General features: G+C 57.3%; 15 protein-coding genes. 11 read left to right on the top strand and 4 right to left on the bottom strand.

Annotation, left to right across the window (positions count from 1 at the left end):
* Window positions 1-179: 179 nt before the first annotated feature.
* Entirely contained in the window at window positions 180-1,292 is a 1,113-nt protein-coding gene (locus tag GOW09_RS03985; RefSeq protein ID WP_171115826.1) for a Ppx/GppA phosphatase family protein, read from the top strand.
* Entirely contained in the window at window positions 1,292-2,014 is a 723-nt protein-coding gene (locus GOW09_RS03980) for an RlmE family RNA methyltransferase (protein WP_152458047.1), read from the top strand. Before GOW09_RS03985 ends, GOW09_RS03980 begins: the two co-directional genes overlap by 1 nt.
* Here the strand turns inward: GOW09_RS03980 and GOW09_RS03975 are convergent.
* From GOW09_RS03975 to GOW09_RS03965, 3 genes are all read right to left on the bottom strand, one after another.
* The gene (locus GOW09_RS03975; protein WP_152458048.1) at window positions 2,011-2,202 is read right to left on the bottom strand and encodes a hypothetical protein; all 192 of its coding nucleotides are present in this window, start codon (window positions 2,200-2,202) and stop codon (window positions 2,011-2,013) included. The genes GOW09_RS03980 and GOW09_RS03975 overlap by 4 nt on opposite strands.
* Before the next feature lie 87 nt (window positions 2,203-2,289).
* Window positions 2,290-4,191, bottom strand: a complete 1,902-nt coding sequence (locus tag GOW09_RS03970; protein ID WP_171115824.1) for a cytochrome c3 family protein — start codon at window positions 4,189-4,191, stop codon at window positions 2,290-2,292.
* Window positions 4,188-5,054: a YihY/virulence factor BrkB family protein gene (locus tag GOW09_RS03965; RefSeq protein WP_171115822.1), complete on the bottom strand. Its 867-nt coding sequence runs from the start codon at window positions 5,052-5,054 to the stop codon at window positions 4,188-4,190. Before GOW09_RS03965 ends, GOW09_RS03970 begins: the two co-directional genes overlap by 4 nt.
* A gap of 170 nt (window positions 5,055-5,224) precedes the next feature.
* On the opposite strand from GOW09_RS03965, the gene GOW09_RS03960 reads away from it, so the two are divergent.
* The 8 genes from GOW09_RS03960 to GOW09_RS03925 all read left to right on the top strand — a co-directional run bounded on the left by GOW09_RS03960 (window position 5,225) and on the right by GOW09_RS03925 (window position 13,663).
* Window positions 5,225-6,310: an AI-2E family transporter gene (locus GOW09_RS03960; protein WP_171115819.1), complete on the top strand. Its 1,086-nt coding sequence runs from the start codon at window positions 5,225-5,227 to the stop codon at window positions 6,308-6,310.
* Window positions 6,311-6,313: 3 nt separating this feature from the next.
* Window positions 6,314-7,426 carry an acetoin utilization protein AcuC gene (locus GOW09_RS03955; RefSeq protein WP_171115817.1) on the top strand — a complete coding sequence of 371 codons (1,113 nt, stop codon included), beginning with the start codon at window positions 6,314-6,316 and terminating at the stop codon, window positions 7,424-7,426.
* Window positions 7,427-7,542: 116 nt separating this feature from the next.
* Complete coding sequence (locus tag GOW09_RS03950) at window positions 7,543-8,520, top strand: MoxR family ATPase (protein ID WP_171115815.1); 978 nt, start codon at window positions 7,543-7,545, stop codon at window positions 8,518-8,520.
* A gap of 17 nt (window positions 8,521-8,537) precedes the next feature.
* Complete coding sequence (locus GOW09_RS03945; protein ID WP_171115813.1) at window positions 8,538-9,485, top strand: DUF58 domain-containing protein; 948 nt, start codon at window positions 8,538-8,540, stop codon at window positions 9,483-9,485.
* Entirely contained in the window at window positions 9,482-9,955 is a 474-nt protein-coding gene (locus GOW09_RS03940; RefSeq protein WP_171115811.1) for a DUF4381 domain-containing protein, read from the top strand. Before GOW09_RS03945 ends, GOW09_RS03940 begins: the two co-directional genes overlap by 4 nt.
* Window positions 9,955-10,938, top strand: a complete 984-nt coding sequence (locus GOW09_RS03935) for a VWA domain-containing protein (protein WP_171115809.1) — start codon at window positions 9,955-9,957, stop codon at window positions 10,936-10,938. The genes GOW09_RS03940 and GOW09_RS03935 overlap by 1 nt, the downstream gene beginning before the upstream one ends.
* A 2-nt stretch (window positions 10,939-10,940) precedes the next feature.
* The gene (locus tag GOW09_RS03930; RefSeq protein WP_171115807.1) at window positions 10,941-12,437 is read left to right on the top strand and encodes a VWA domain-containing protein; all 1,497 of its coding nucleotides are present in this window, start codon (window positions 10,941-10,943) and stop codon (window positions 12,435-12,437) included.
* Window positions 12,434-13,663, top strand: a complete 1,230-nt coding sequence (locus tag GOW09_RS03925) for a BatD family protein (RefSeq protein WP_171115805.1) — start codon at window positions 12,434-12,436, stop codon at window positions 13,661-13,663. Before GOW09_RS03930 ends, GOW09_RS03925 begins: the two co-directional genes overlap by 4 nt.
* Before the next feature lie 3 nt (window positions 13,664-13,666).
* Here the strand turns inward: GOW09_RS03925 and GOW09_RS03920 are convergent, their stop codons facing one another.
* Entirely contained in the window at window positions 13,667-14,347 is a 681-nt protein-coding gene (locus GOW09_RS03920) for a Crp/Fnr family transcriptional regulator (protein ID WP_171115803.1), read from the bottom strand.
* 198 nt (window positions 14,348-14,545) lie between these two features.
* Between GOW09_RS03920 and GOW09_RS03915 the strand changes: the two genes are divergently transcribed.
* Window positions 14,546-16,156, top strand: coding sequence for an arylsulfatase (locus GOW09_RS03915; protein WP_152458060.1), 1,611 nt, complete (start codon window positions 14,546-14,548; stop codon window positions 16,154-16,156).
* Window positions 16,157-16,190: the final 34 nt, after the last annotated feature.

Genomic DNA, 16,190 nt, shown 5'->3' with positions numbered 1-16,190 from the left:
GCGGTCTCCGTATCTGGCTGAGAGCTAATAGATAAACCCGAACGTGGGTTCGCCCATGGAGATCGCATCATTTTGTGAACGGCATGTGACACGCGCGTTAATTTCAAAATTGAAATCACTTGCACGTCAGCAATCCCCCGCCTAGGGTCGGGGTAACTCGAAAATCGGAGGGCGTAAAGATGGCGCCCAAGCGTCCCAAAGGTGCGGGCGCGTTCCCGAAAGCGGTCGAAAGCCCCGCGCCGGCAAGACCCGATCCGGATGCTCTTTATGCGGCACTGGATCTGGGGACAAATAGTTGCCGCATGTTGATAGCCCAACCCAAGGGAAGTGGGTTCCATGTGGTCGACAGTTTCTCCAAATCCGTGCAGTTGGGCGCGGGTCTGGAACGCACCGGACGACTGTCGCGGGCGTCGATGTCGCGTACCGTTCAGGCATTGCGAATCTGTCAGCAAAAGCTGAAACGCAACAAGGTCAAACGGATGCGTCTGATCGCGACCGAGGCGTGCCGCCGCGCCAAGAACTCGCGCGAATTCATCCGGCAGGTGAAGCGCGAAACCGGCCTTACGCTCGAGATCATTCAGCCCGAGGAAGAAGCCCGTCTGGCGGTGATTTCCTGTGCCCCACTGGTTTCGACCAAGACCGAGCAGTTGCTGGTCGTCGATATCGGAGGCGGCTCGACCGAATTGGTCTGGATCGACATCTCGTCCGTTCCACGCCGCGACCGACCTGCGGCCATCATGCGGCTGCATCACGGGTTTCACACTGTCGACAGCCCTTTTCCAGCGGCCAAGGTCGTTGACTGGATCAGCGTACCCTTGGGCGTCGCCACGCTGCGGGACCAGTTCAATGATGTCGAGGATGACGCGGCCCGTTTTGCGTTGATGAGTTGGTTTTTCGAGGAAAACCTTGCCGACTTTGCCCCCTACAAGGACGAACAGGCGCGCGAAGGGTTTCAGATCGTCGGCACCAGCGGCACGGTCACCACTGTTGCGGCCTCGCACCTGGGCCTCAAGCGCTACGACCGGACCAAAGTGGACGGGCTGCGCATGACCAGCGATCAGATTGACAAAGTCATACGCGGGTATTTAGAACTCGGCCCTCATGGGCGGCGCCGGGACCCTCGCATTGGTGAAGACCGGCAAGCCCTGATCATGTCCGGCTCGGCTATATTGCAGGCATTGCTCCGTTGCTGGCCCACTGACCGCCTTTCGGTGGCGGACCGGGGGCTGCGCGAAGGTCTGCTTTATGCACAGATGAGCGCGGACGGTGTATTGGAAGACGGACCGTTCTGATGGCGAAAACACCAAGTGGAAAAAACAACTCGGGCCGCGGGCAACGCGACCTGAAGGTCAAGGTCAAGACAGCACGCGGGCGCAAGCTCAGCTCGACCCGCTGGCTCGAGCGGCAACTGAACGATCCCTATGTCAAGCGTGCGCAATCCGAAGGCTATCGGGGGCGCGCAGCTTACAAGATTTTGGAACTGGACGACAAATTCCGCTTTCTCGTGCCCGGGGCGCGGGTTGTGGATCTGGGCTGTGCGCCCGGCGGCTGGTGTCAGGTGGCGGTCAAACGCGTGAACGCGCTGGGCGAAAAGTCAGGCAAACGGATCGGAACCGTGCTGGGCATCGACCTGCAAGAGGTCGAACCAATTGCCGGAGCCGAAATCCACGTACTGGATTTCATGGAAGATGACGCCGACCAGAAGGTCAAAAGCTGGCTGGGCGGCAAGGCAGACGTCGTGATGTCGGATATGGCCGCAGCATCCTCGGGGCACAAGCAGACCGATCACCTGCGCATCATGGCACTGTGCGAAACCGCCGCCTATTTCGCCTTTGACGTTCTGGAAGAAGGCGGCACTTTTGTTGCCAAGGTTCTGGCTGGGGGGGCTGAGGGCGATCTGCAAAAGTTGCTCAAGCAGAAATTCCAGAAAGTCGCCAACGTCAAACCGCCGGCGTCTCGCTCGGACAGTTCGGAAAAATTCGTTGTGGCAACCGGGTTTCGAGGCGGCTCTTAATCATCTAGCCGGATAAGATTTCCGCTCAGACGCTGTTCACGCAAGGACGTGGCAGCCATTCCCTGCAACATCAGCGTATCTCCGTGCGTCACGTATGATGGTTCCCGGTTACGCAGGTCTTCGATCCGCTGGGCTAGTGAAACCGAGCTTGAACCCGGCATCTTCCGCATTGTTGCTTCGTTGGACATGGCTCACCTCGGATCAGCACTTTGTTCTTGGCTGTAACAAGGAATTCTGCCGTCAAAATGAAAGAATTCGGGCACGGATGTGCCGGATCAACGCCCGAACTGTTGCGACAATTGCAGCAGGTTCGGATCATCAGGCAACCTGTCCAGCGCCTCTTGCAGCACTACGCGCGCAGCTTCCGGGCCACGATTGATCTGCGCCAATTGCACCAGCATCGGCCACGCCTCTGCCCTCTGCGGGTCCAGCGTCACGACCTCTCTGAACGCCTGTTCCGCCGCCTGCGCGTTGCGAAGCGTCAAAGCCATGCCCCCCAGAACAAGATGGGTTTCCGGGGCGTCCAACCTGTTCGAAATGACCTGCTGCCATTCCGACATGCCCTGCCCAAGCTTGGCCCGCTGCTCAGCCGTCAAGCCCTGCGGCGGTATGCTCAGGAACTCTTTGGCGGCGGTGATGCGCACGTTTCGCAGAGGATCAGACAGCAACGGCTCGAGCATGCGCACCTGATCTGCCGGGCTGGCCTGACGTTGCAGCGCCGCTGCATTTGCTCGTATCAGCGGGTCAACGTCCTGCAAAAGCGGCGCTGTGTCAGCGGCGATCTGTGGCGACCCAAACGGTTGCAATAGATACGCGGCGGTCGCTCTGACGATGCCCGGCTGCGACGCATCCATTGCGACCGCAAGCAAACCTTCGGGCGTGTCGAGCTGCCCTTCGGCCGCGGCTTTGAAAACTGTCCCATAATGCGGGCGTCGATTTGGCGATCCCGGAAACCAGTCCTCTATCTGGCTTGCGGCCCAGGCCTGATCCTGGTCTTGATGGCAGTCCGTGCAGGTATCAACGCCCAGCCCAAGATCCGGTCGCGGTATGCGAAAACTGTGATCGCGTCGACCGTCGACACCCATGTAGGTCCGCTCGATCATGTGGCAGCTTTTGCACTGGGCGCCTTCGCTGTCTTCCGGGTGATTGTGATGCGCAGGCGTGTCATAGTCCTTTGCGGAAAGGGTTGCGAATTCCGGATTTCCGGCAGGCGAATGGCACTGTGTGCAAACCCCGTTTCCTTCGGCTTTCAATTCTGCGCTGTGCGGTTCGTGGCAGTTCATGCATCCGACGCCCTGTGCATACATCCGGGATTGCAGGAACGAGCCGTAGACGTAGACCTCATCCAGAATTTGCCCGTCGGGATGATAGGAACCGGGGCGCAGCACGGCCAGATTATAGGCATCATGGTACGGGGTTCCCGGAACCGGGTTTCCGTTGCCATGCGCCTCGCGCCGGGAATGACATCCGGCGCATTGCTGTATTTCTTGTTCGGTCCGCCCCTTGCCCCAACTCAACAGAAAGCCGGCATTGGCCAGGCCATCTGAAGAACGCTTTTCCCGGACCCAGTCGATATGTGCGGACCCCGGCCCATGGCAGGCCTCGCACCCGACCCCGATTTCGACCTGTTGTGACGTGTAGCTTCTGGTTTGAGGGTCGTAGTTCTTCTCAAAACCCGTGGCATGACATTCGGCGCAGCGCGCGTTCCAGTTCTTGTAAGGGCCGGTCCAATGCAACCCGTCATCAGGCGGCAGGTCCTGATCAGGGTACAGGTGATACCAGCGCTTTTGTTCTGTGTCCCAAACAACGTCGAAACTTTGCAACCGTCCCGGTTCGGTCTCGAAAAGGTATTGCTGCAAGGGTTCGATTCCAACGACGGAATGTACGTCATATTCCGTCGTTGCACCGTCTTTTTCCGTTACGCGGGCGGTGAACCTACCCGCCTCATTTTTGAATTGGACGGACATGCCGTCATGATCGAACCGGGTACCGTTGAAATCCGCCACAACAGCGCCGTCAGCGGGGTCTGTCCAGGCCAGCGCATGGTGTGACGCGGCCCAGGCTTCGGCTTCTTGCTGATGACAGTCGGTACACTGGTCTGAACCCACATACTCTGCCGTCTGCGCCTGAACTTCACCAGCAATTGCAAGGCAGGCCAGTATCAGGGCAAATCTCATGCCGTATCTCCTTGGGTGGCTTTTTGCAGATCAATCAATGCACCGTTGTATTCGGCACCCAAGATCAGGATCGCCGAATAGAGATACAGGAAAATCAATGCCGCCATGGCCCCCGCCAATCCAGCATAGGTGGCGCTGTAGGTGGCGAACTGGCTGATATAAATTGAAAACGCCCACCCACCAGCCGCCCACAAGACCAAAGTCAACAAGACGCCAGGCAAAATTTGCATCAGGCTGTGCCTGCGAGTCGGCAGCACAAGATGCGCCAGAAGAACGGTGCCCGCAGGAACCGCCACGGTGAACGTCCAGCGCAGGCGATCCACGGAAAACCAGTTGGCCACGGCAACTTCCGTGTGTTCAGCCACCAGTTTCGTATAGACCGGCAAAACCACCTCGACCGCTGCAATGATCAGAATGGCCGACCCGCCCAGAATGACCAGCACCAGACAGAGCAGTCGGGTTTTCCAGAAAGGCCAACTGTCTTCGTCGTGGTAGGCTTGGTTCATGGCTGCACGTACGGCAGCCACGCCGTTGGAGGCAAAGTAAATCGCCAGAAGCCCGCCCAAGGTGATGACACCCGAGCCGGATCCTGCCAGAACGGCCCGCAGTTCGGCCACGATCGGATCTGCGACGTCCTTGGGCCACGCGCCGAAAATCAGGTCAATCAACTCATCTGTGACATAGCCTTGAGATAACGCCCCTGCCAGCGCCACGGTGAACAGCACAAAGGGAAACAGCGCCATCATCAGCGACATGGCCACGTGGCTGCTCATGACGAAACCGTTCTTTCTGCTGAATCGGCGGATCGACAGCCAAAGTGCCTGAACAGGTCGGCCAAACAAGGGATTCGCGGCAGTGTACATGCTGCAACCCTAACCTGCCGAAATAGAACACAGAACCCGTCGTGAAAATCTATTTGTAGAATGAGGGCCAACAAACGCCTGAACGCATTGCATAAACAAGACCTCGCGTGCAGGATTGGGTCACGCAGGATGGGAAATGGGCACTGCTTGTGCCGGACACAGGATACCGAATGACCCCGGATCAAAAAGACATCACGGTTAGACCCAGGCTTCGACTGTCCGTTGTCCGGGATACATGCATCATCGCGACCCTGATCGTGCTGGGTCTCTATGCCGGTGCGAACTTCCTGATCCCGCTTGCCATGGCGCTGCTGGTCAATGTTCTGATCATCGCGCTGAGCGATCGCGTCGTCGCCCTGACCCGCGCTCCGGTCTGGCTGGCCAATGTCGCCGGTGTGACAGTCGTACTGGCGGGTTTGTTCATGATCATGTACGTGCTGGGCAGTCAGGCGACGCAGTTTGCACGCTCCATCAGCACCTATGAAAACCAGTTTGACGGTGCGGTCGAGCGTGTAACGGGGCTGGTCGGCAACGACGTGACCACCTTCATTCGTGACAATCTGGTCAGTATCGACATGTCCTATGTCGCACGCGTGTTGCTGGGCAGCGCCACTTCATTGTTGAACCAGTTCTTCCTGATCAGCCTTTATGTCGCCTTTCTGATGGCCGAACGACTGGCCTTTCGGAAAAAGATCCAACTGGCCGCCGGAGATCCTGTCGCCGCAGCCGAGTTTTCCGCCATGCTCGATTCGATTTCGGTCAGCTTGCAGCGCTATGTCGGCGTCAAAACCCTGATCAGCCTGATAACGGCAACCATCAGCTATACGGTTTTCCGCTCGCTTGGTCTGGAATACGCGGAAACATGGGCCGTACTGACCTTTGCCCTGAACTTCATCCCCTCGATCGGTTCGATCATAGCGGTGTTTTTTCCGGCCATGATCGCGCTTGTTCAATTCGAAACGATCCTTCCCTTCCTGGTGATCGTGCTGGGATGTGGAACGATCCAATTCCTGATCGGCAATTTCCTTGATCCGGCCATGCTTGGCCGATCCCTGAACATGTCGACCTTTCTTGTCATTCTGGCCCTGACCTTCTGGACAACGGTCTGGGGCCTGATCGGAGCGTTTCTGAGTGTGCCTCTGACCGTATGCATCCTGATCGTTTTCAGCCACATCCCTGCACTTCGGCCGGTCGCTATACTGATGTCTCTGGATGGCAGGTTGGGCGAGGATAACAGTCGGGCCACAGCAAGCTAGGCCATGAAGCGCCCCCTGTTCATCGGATCGGATATCTACCGCAACTCGACCTACGGTTCAAAGCACCCGCTGGCCATCCCGCGGGTTTCAACTGTCATCGATCTGTGTCGCGAACTGGGATGGTTGACCTCCGAGAACTACCGCGTCAGCCCCTGCGCAAAACCCGGAGTACTGGAGACGTTTCATACGCCGGACTATATCGCCGCCCTGCAAAAGGCGGAAGCGGACCAGCATGTCACGGACGAAACACGGAAAAGATACGGTTTGGGGACGCTGTCGAACCCGGTCTTTGCCGAGATGTATCGCCGGCCGGCAACCGCCGCAGGTGGTTCCATGCTGGCCGCCGAACTGATCCGGGATGGAGGGATCGTTTTCAACCCTGCGGGCGGTACGCATCACGGCCTTGCGGACCGGGCTAACGGGTTTTGCTATCTGAACGATCCGGTTCTGGCGATACAGACCCTTTTGAACACTGGCTTGGATCGCGTGGTCTATGTCGACATCGACGCCCATCATTGCGATGGGGTTGAACTTGCCTTTCGCGGGTCGGACAGAGTTCGGATGATCTCGGTCCATGAAACGCGGCGATGGCCTTTCACGGGCCAACTTGAGGAAGACGCCGGTGGCGCGGCCTTCAACCTGCCTGTTCCAAGGCATCTGAACGACGACGAATTCACCGCCATTCTGGATCAATTGATCCTGCCAGCGACCGAGGCGTTCAAACCGCAAGCGATTGTCCTGCAATGCGGGGCAGACGCCGTGGCCGAGGACCCGCTTTCGCGTTTGACCCTGTCCAACAACGCGCATTGGCGAACGGTGGCGGCGCTGAAGCCTCTTTCGCCTCGTTTTCTGGTTCTGGGTGGCGGCGGATACAATCCCTGGTCCGTAGGGCGCTTGTGGAGCGGCGTCTGGGCCACTCTGAATGATTTCGAAATTCCTGACACACTTGACGTCGGTGCCCAGAAAATCCTGCGGGATCTGACCTGGAGCAGGGCCGCAGGACAGGCGCCTCCCCCTCACTGGCTGGACAGTTTGCGCGACGCGCCCAACACCGGGCCCATACGACAGGAACTGAGGAACGATTTACGCCACCTCACCGCCAGGCATTCACGGTAGATCGGTCCGCCAAAGCCTGTTAGCATTCCGATATTTCGGGATATTCCTGACCGGCCTACCCCCTGTTCCGTTATCAATTCGTTTCTTCCAGCTTGGCACCGATTGGACCACTACCCATGAATGCACTTAATCAGATACTTGATCTCAAAACCCGCATGGGCCAGTCCATCATCGGGCAAACCGAGGTCATCGACCGACTGCTGATCGGGATGCTGGCCAACGGAAACCTTCTGATCGAAGGTCTGCCCGGATTGGCCAAAACACGTGCAGTCAAGGCGATGGCGCGCAATCTGGATGCAGACTTCAGCAGGATCCAGTTCACACCTGACCTGCTGCCTTCAGACGTGACGGGAACCGAGGTGTTTCAACAAACAGATGAGGGCGGCACCTTTCGGTTCGAACCCGGGCCGATCTTTGCCAATATCGTTCTCGCTGACGAAATCAACAGGGCACCGGCCAAGGTTCAGGCCGCATTGCTGGAGGCGATGGAAGAACGGCAGGTCACGGTTTCCGGGACCACCCACAAGATGGAGCCGCTGTTCATCGTGATGGCAACCCAGAACCCCATTGAACAAGAAGGCACCTATCCCCTGCCCGAAGCGCAGATGGACCGGTTCCTGATGCATGTTCAGATCACCTATCCGCCGGTCGAGGACGAGGTTGAAGTGATCCGGCTGGTGCGGGGCGAAGAGATCGCCGCCGGGAAAGGCGCATCAAGCGAGCCACCACCGACAATCCCGCAGGACGCCGTTTTTGCAGCGCGTTCGGAAATTGGGCAGATCCATGTTTCGGATGCAATGGATCGCTATATGGCCGATCTGGTTCAGGCGACCCGGACGCCTGCGGCGCTCAGCGAAGAACTGGCCAACTGGATCGAAATCGGCGCCAGCCCGCGTGCCTCATTGGCATTGGACAAATGCGGTCGGACGCATGCGTGGATGAACCAGCGTGACTATGTGGACCCCGCGGATATTCGAGCCATTGCACATGACGTGTTCCGTCACCGCATCACGCTGAGCTTCGAGGCGCAGGGGAACGCCAAAACGGCAGATGACGTGATCGCGGAAATCCTGCGTCTCGTCGCGCTGCCCTGACGGTTCGGGTTGGCCGGGTGCAGCGATCCTCAGCATATCCCGATGATCCCCGCATTCACGTCAATGCGGATCACCTGTTGCGTCTGGAACTGCATTCCCGTGCCCTGAGCTTTTTGCCACGTCAGCCTGCCCGGTCGATCCTGAATGGCAGACACGCATCGCGCCTGCGCGGACGCGGCCTGAATTTCGAGGAATTACGCAACTACCAACCGGGCGACGACATCCGAACAATTGACTGGAAAGTCACGGCGCGAACCGGTGAACCCCATGTTAGGGTCTATACCGAGGAACGAGACCGCCCTGCCCTGTTGCTGGTCGATCAGCGCGTTTCGATGTTTTTCGGAACCGAAGTTTACATGAAATCGGTCATCGCCGCCGAAGCTGCTGCAATCACCGCACATCGCGTTCTTGGTCAGGGCGATCGTGTCGGTGGTCTGGTATTCAACGACACAAGCGTTGCTGAACACAGGCCGCAGCGCCGCGCGGCGGCGCTCATGCGGTTTCTGTCTTCCATCGGCGCTGCCAATTCGGCCTTGCATGCTGCCTTGAACCCGCAACCCACCGTAACTCTGAATGACATGTTGTCGGAAGCCGCGCGTATGCTCCAAACCAACGGGCTGGTTTGCCTGTTTTCCGACTGCGACGGGCTTGACGAAAGATCGGAATCCCTGCTGCGCCGTATTGCGGTCTCAAACGATATGATCGTGTTCAATATTGCTGACAAGACAGCAAAGGGGCTGGCGCCTGATCTGAAACTCACGGTCTCGGACGGGCGCGACCAGATCGAAATCGACAGCGCCGACCCCGAATTGTCCGGCAAAATTCGCAAGTCCATGGAAGACAGGTTGAACCACCTGCACTCATGGTCTCGTCGATACGGTTTTCCGGTTGTTCCATTGACGACCGCGGAACCTGCCCTGGATCAGTTGCTGTATCTGTTCGGACATCGCAGGGGGCAGAAATGAGCATCGACACGACAGGGAAATCTCTGGTTGATCTGCTGAATATGCTCGAGCCGGCACCGGAACCCACGCCTGTTTCGATGTTTCCGCAGACATGGGGGTGGTTGGCGCTGGCCATCATACTGCTTGGCCTTGCCGTACTGGTCAGTGTTCTTTTCGTCCGGCGAAGTCGGGCGAACGCGTATCGCCGCCATGCGCTGGCCGAGCTGGCAGACCCGGATATCACGTCGGCAAAAGTTGCCGAAATCCTTCGCCGCACCGCGTTGGTCGCGTATCCGCGCAGGCAGGTTGCAGGGATTCACGGGGATGACTGGTTGAATTTCCTTTCGCAAATCTCTGATGACAAGTCCTTTTTATCAAACATTGGGCAAACGCTGATCGACGCGCCGTACAAGGACCTGCCGCCAAACCGCGCCTTGACCCAGCTTGCTAGGCATTGGGTCAAGTCCCATAAACGGTATCGGGGAACGTGATGTTTTCCTTCTCTGCGCCCTGGGTGTTTCTACTTTTGCCGCTGCCGCTGCTGGTGTACGCAATTGCTCCGCCCCGGCGGGAAACAACCGTGTCCATTCGCATTCCGTTTTTTCGCCGAGTGGCCCAGGCGGCGGGCGTCGAGCCGCAATCCGGGTCAATGATCCGAACCCGGGCCCGGCTGCAAACAGTCAGCGCCGGCTTGATCTGGATACTTCTAGTTCTGGTGCTGGCGCGTCCGGAACGTCTGGGCGACCCCGTGGTGATGGAAAAATCTGCACGCGATGTGGTTTTGGCGCTGGATATCTCTGGCTCGATGGATCAGCGCGACTTCCAGACCGGATCCGGTGCCCCGATGCAACGGTTGGAGGCGGTCAAAGAGGTTCTCAAGCAGTTCATCTCTGAAAGAGATGGTGACAGGATGGCGCTGATCATCTTTGGAACACGCGCGTTCATTCAAGCGCCCTTCACGGAAGATCTGAACAGTTTGAATGGGTTCCTGGACCAAACTCAAGTTGGCATGGCGGGTCCGAACACGGCTTTGGGCGATGCGATCGGGCTTGGCATTCGAACTTTTGAATCCAGCGAGGTTGACCAGCGCCTGATGATCGTTCTCAGCGATGGCGCCGATACGTCCAGTCGCATGACACCCGTCAATGCCTCGGCCATTGCTGCGGAAAAGAACGTGGTTGTCTATACGATTGGTGTTGGAGACCCGAATGCCACGGGCGAAGACCGTGTCGATCTTCAGGCACTAAAGGACATAGCCGATCGCACGGGCGGAGAATATTTCTTTGCCGACGATGCAACGGCCCTTGAACAGACCTATGCACGCATTGATTCACTGAACCCCAGAATGGTGGAAACGCAAAGCTATCGCCCCAAGCAAAGCCTTGCCCATATTCCGTTACTCATCGCGTTGATCGTCATTTTGGTCAGCATGACCTGGTTCCATTTTTCACTGCGACACCAGGGGGCCGTCTGACAATGGATCTGGCTGATTTCCATTTTATCCGAGGCTATTACCTGCTGCTTCTCATTCCCATCCTTGTGTTGTGGTGGCGGATCAGACCCAGACCGATGGCAGACACCAAACTGCCATCAGGGATCGCCCCGCACCTTGCAGAGGCCTTGCTGCTGGGCAAGGAAGAAAACAGGCGCATCCAGCCCATTGATGTTGCGCTGATCATTGCGGCGCTTGTCACATTGGCGGCCTCGGGTCCGACATGGTCGCGCGCGCCCAACCCGTTGATCGCAGACACGGCCCCGTTGGTGATCGCTCTCAAAGTCACCGACAGCATGGAAAGCTCGGATCTTGCGCCATCGCGGCTGGATCGGGCACGGTTCAAGATTTCCGACCTGATCACCGAACGTGCCGGCGCACGAACCGCTTTGATCGCCTATGCAGGAACGCCGCACCGAGTTGCGCCTTTGACCGAAGACGCGAACATACTTCGTCCGTTGCTTGAGGGGTTGACGCCTGCGGTGATGCCGAAGGATGGCGATGCGGCAGCCGATGCGCTTGCGTTGGCTCAGTCCATTCTGGACGACAGCGACAGCCCGGGGGCGATTCTGTTTGTATTGGACGACCTTGATCCATCTCAGGTAATGGGGCTAAGCTCCTCTTCTTCTGATATTTTCTTTCTCACCATGCTGCCGGATGGTGGTCGTATCGCGCAGCTGGACAACATCCCAAACGCCTCAGTGGTCGCGTTTTCGGACGACGACAGGGACATCAATCAACTGATGCGCCGCATTCAATCGGCCTATACTGCCGCCCTGGATGACGATGATCGTCTGGACTGGCAGGACAAGGGCTGGATCCTGGCCTGGCCTGCTGCGGTGTTGTCTCTGCTGTGGTTCCGCAAGGGCTGGGTAATTCGTTGGGCGGTTCTGGTTTTGATTGCGTTGCCTTCATCCGGCGCGCGGGCAGAAGGATGGCGAGACTGGTTTTTCACCCCCGACCAACAAGGCCAGATCGCGATGAACCAAAAACGATTTGGCGACGCGGCCGAGATGTTCGAAGACCCATATCACAAGGGATATGCCTATCTCAGGGATGGTCAATATGAAAAGGCGTCGTCCGTGTTTTCCACACTGGACACACCGGAAGCTGCGTTTGCCGAAGGTATGGCCCGCATAAAAAACCGCGAGTATCGCCCAGCCATATCGGCGTTCGAGACCGCCTTGGAACGTCGCCCCGACTGGCCCGAAGCCCAGCATAATCTCGACCTGTCCAAGGCCATCCTGGACTATGTCGAAACGACGCGTGAACAGTCTGACACAGGGGAGGAGGCTGGCATCGGTGCCGATGATACGGTGTTTGACAACGATGCAGCACGTGGCAGTGACACCACGGTTCAAGCCCCCAAAGACGGGCCACAGTCACTGTCCGCCGACCAGTGGATCAGCATGATCGACACCGATATGCAGGATTTTCTGAGAAACCGTTTCCTTTTGGAAATTCAGGAGCAAACAGAATGAGATACCTTGCTGTCTTCATCCTGTTGTTGCCGTTATCCGTGTCCGCACAGGAAAACTCAGCCTATCAACCTCGGGTGTCAGTGGACGTCCCGAACGAGGCCGTCATCGTCGGCCAACCCGCCATCGTCCGCATCAAGGTTCTGGTACCGACCTTCATGCCGCAGCCGCCCGTATTCCCATCATTGGAGCAACAAAATGTCCTTGTTCGCCTGCCTGAGAGGGCTTCTGGTCCGATAAGCGAAACGGTAGACGGAGAAACGTGGTCCGGAGTACAGCGCAGTTATCGCCTGTATCCGCTGACATCAGGGCCGGTCGCGTATGATGCGCAAGAGGTTGTCGTGACATTTGCCGACCCGCAGTCCAATGACCCGGTTCAGGTTTCGGTGACGCTTCCTTCCATACAGCTGAACGCAGAGATCCCAGAGGGCGCTCAAGGTCTTGACCCGCTGATCATCGCAAGTGGTTTCTCTCTTGATCAGAATCTGGACGGTCCGACCGATATGCAGGCCGGTGATTCCATCACGCGCGAGATAAGCGCGCAGATCGCTGGCACCACGGCCCTGACAATCCCGGCGCTGACGCCGCAGGATCAAAGCCAACTGCTTCGCGCCTATCCAAAGGAGCCCCGCTTTTCGGAAACAGAGGAACGGGGCATCTTGTCCGGGCAGCGGGTCGAAGAAACCGTGTACATCGCCCAAGATGGTGGCGAAACACAGTTGTCGGCCGTTTCCATCGACTGGTTCAATCTGGACACCGGTCAGATCGAAACGGCATCACTTCCCTCGACCAAGCTGACACTGGCACCACCCAGGCGACAGCCGCCTGACGCGCAAACCATCATCAAATCAGTTCTTTACCTTGTCATTGTTGTATTCGCATTGTGGACATTGGGAAGGTTTCTGCGCCCGCGCTACTCAACCTGGAAAACGGAACGGCGCCGCAGATATCTGGCATCCGAGAAATATGCCGTCGATGCCTTGCGATCCGCTTTAATATCACGGGATTTGCCCGCGGTTTATCAGGCATTGGGTCTTTGGAAATCGCGAAGCGCGCATCCAGAGCGTTCTTTGGATCTTGAGAAGAGCCTTATGAATATCGGTGCGGCGCGGTATTCAGCGACGGCTTGCAACAGCCCGGAAGACTGGGAAGCGGCCGTGCAACACCTAGGCGCACTGAAAAGCGCAACAGAACGAAAGAGCGGGTCTTTGCCCCCGCTCAACCCTTAGACTTCAACTTTGACAGTTGCTGATCAGCTTGCGCCGGTCGATCAACCGCAGCCGGCCATACCCCAATTCCACAAGGCCCAGATCCGCCAGATGATGCAGATGTCGATGCAAGGTCGGCTGAGATACCGCAACCATTTCAGCAAGTTCTTCCTGAGACACAACAATCCATCCGTCCGAACTCAAGGCGCCTTCGTCAAGATGCAGCAGACGCAGCACAAGGCGCTTTTCAGACCCCGTAACCGCAAGATTGGCCATGATGCGCAGAGCAGTCTTCATGTTTTCATGCGTCAACGCATAGAAATCACGGATGTATTCCGGGTTCTTCTGAACCAGGCGTTCTACCCGCGAGCCGGGAAAATACAAGGTGCGGGTCTTTTGCGTTGCCACGACGCTGACCAGGCGTTTGGCTTCGGCAAACAGCGCGAGATCCCCGATCCAGAATCCTGATCCATCCTGATGCAATACGAATTCCTGTCCATCATCGGCAGGTGCCGTGATCTGAAGCGCGCCTGCGAGCACCGCATGAATACCGTTGGCGCGGTCACCGTGGTGGTACAGGGTTTCTCCGGAATCGAAGGTTCTTTGAATTGCGCACGTCATAAGATCGCTCTGAAACTTTGAATCGCGCGTGCCAAACCAGTCGGTCTTGGCCAGAATCCGCATATCGTCATCAGAATCTAACATTTGTATCTTTCAAAGTGATCATATGATAAGTTTTCGATACGTTTCATCGCGTAAAATAGCTGTGTTCACTGCTCGAACAAGAAGTTGTTTTTATTCGGGCAATCAAGAACTTGCTTGCAGCTTCAAGTTATGAGCTAGCGGCTTAAATTAAATTTCAATTTTCCGGGTCATTAAGGCTCGACTGATCAGGAGCACTTCATGTCTTCTCCACGAATGATTGCAGATAATTGGCGTAGAACACTGCGCCGGTTCGCGGTGGCGACCGTAACTGTCGCCCTTGCCGTGCCCGCCTGGGCGCAAGATCAAAAGCCCAATATTCTTGTGATATGGGGCGACGATATCGGTCAATCCAACATCTCGGCCTATACAATGGGTCTCATGGGATATCAAACACCCAATATCGACAGGGTTGCCAAAGAAGGCATGATCTTTACCGATTACTACGGTGAACAATCCTGTACCGCCGGCCGTTCGTCATACATCATGGGGCAATCCGTGTTCCGCACCGGTCTTTCCAAAGTCGGCCTGCCTGGGGCAGATCTTGGAATGCAGGTTGAAGACCCAACTATCCCGGGGCTTCTTAAAGACCACGGCTATGTGACCGGTCAATTCGGCAAAAACCACCTTGGTGACAAAGACGAACATCTTCCGACAAACCACGGTTTTGATGAGTTTTTTGGCAATCTTTACCACCTGAATGCCGAAGAAGAGCCGGAAAACGAAGACTATCCGGGTGATCGCGTTCTGGCGGATGGGCGCACCTTCCGCGAGGCCTATGGCCCGCGCGGCGTCATCAAGTCCAAAGCGGATGGCACGATCGAAGACACCGGACCCTTGACCCGCAAGCGCATGGAAACGGTAGATGACGAAACCGTGGCCGCGGCCATCGACTTCATCAAGCGGGCGCATGAGCAAGGTCAGCCCTTCTATGTCTGGTGGAACGGTACCCGCATGCACTTCCGCACCCACGTCAAAGACGAGATGCGCGCCAAGGCCAATGAGTTGTCGGGGCGGGTCGCTGATGAATACACCGCCGGTATGATCGAACACGATATGCATGTAGGTCAGCTGCTGGATCTGCTGGACGAGCTTGGCATCGCCGACAACACGATCGTCCACTATTCCACTGACAACGGTCCCCACATGAACACCTGGCCGGATGCGGCTGCCACGCCGTTCTGGGGCGAGAAGAATACCAACTGGGAAGGTGGATGGCGCGTTCCGTCGATGGTACGCTGGCCGGGCAAGATCGAGGCCGGTTCGGTCACCAACGAGATCGTGCATCACATGGACTGGCTGCCCACTTACCTCGCCGTGGCCGGCGATCCGGACATCAAGGAAAAACTGAAGGCCGGCTACAGCTCATCGGGCATGGGTCGCGACTATAAGGTGCACCTTGATGGCTACAATATTCTGCCACTGCTGACTGGTGAGACTGCCGCAAGCCCCAGGAAAGAAATCTTCTATTTCTCGGATGATGGTGACCTCACGGCGCTGCGCTTCGAAGACTGGAAGCTCATCTTCCTCGAGCAGAAAGCCTGGGCCACGTTGCGTGCCTGGATCGAGCCATGGACCGAACTGCGCATCCCGCTGATCGTCAACCTGCGCCGCGATCCGTATGAACGCGCGTACCGCACGTCCAACACTTATTACGATTGGCTGTTGGACCGGGCCTATTTCCTTGTGCCCGCCCAGCAATACGTTGGCAATTTCCTCAGTACGTTCCAGGAGTTCCCGCCACGTCAGAAAGCAGCAAGCTTCAACCTGGATCAGGTCATGGAGAAGCTGACAACGCCGACCAACAACTAGGCCCGGCGGCCCCACGCTGTAGGCCGCCCTGCGC

This window comes from Ruegeria sp. HKCCA5463 (assembly GCF_013034175.1).
Lineage (GTDB): Bacteria > Pseudomonadota > Alphaproteobacteria > Rhodobacterales > Rhodobacteraceae > Ruegeria.
The sequence above is the reverse complement of the archived record's forward strand: the minus strand, read 5'-3'. Positions and strand labels throughout refer to the sequence as shown.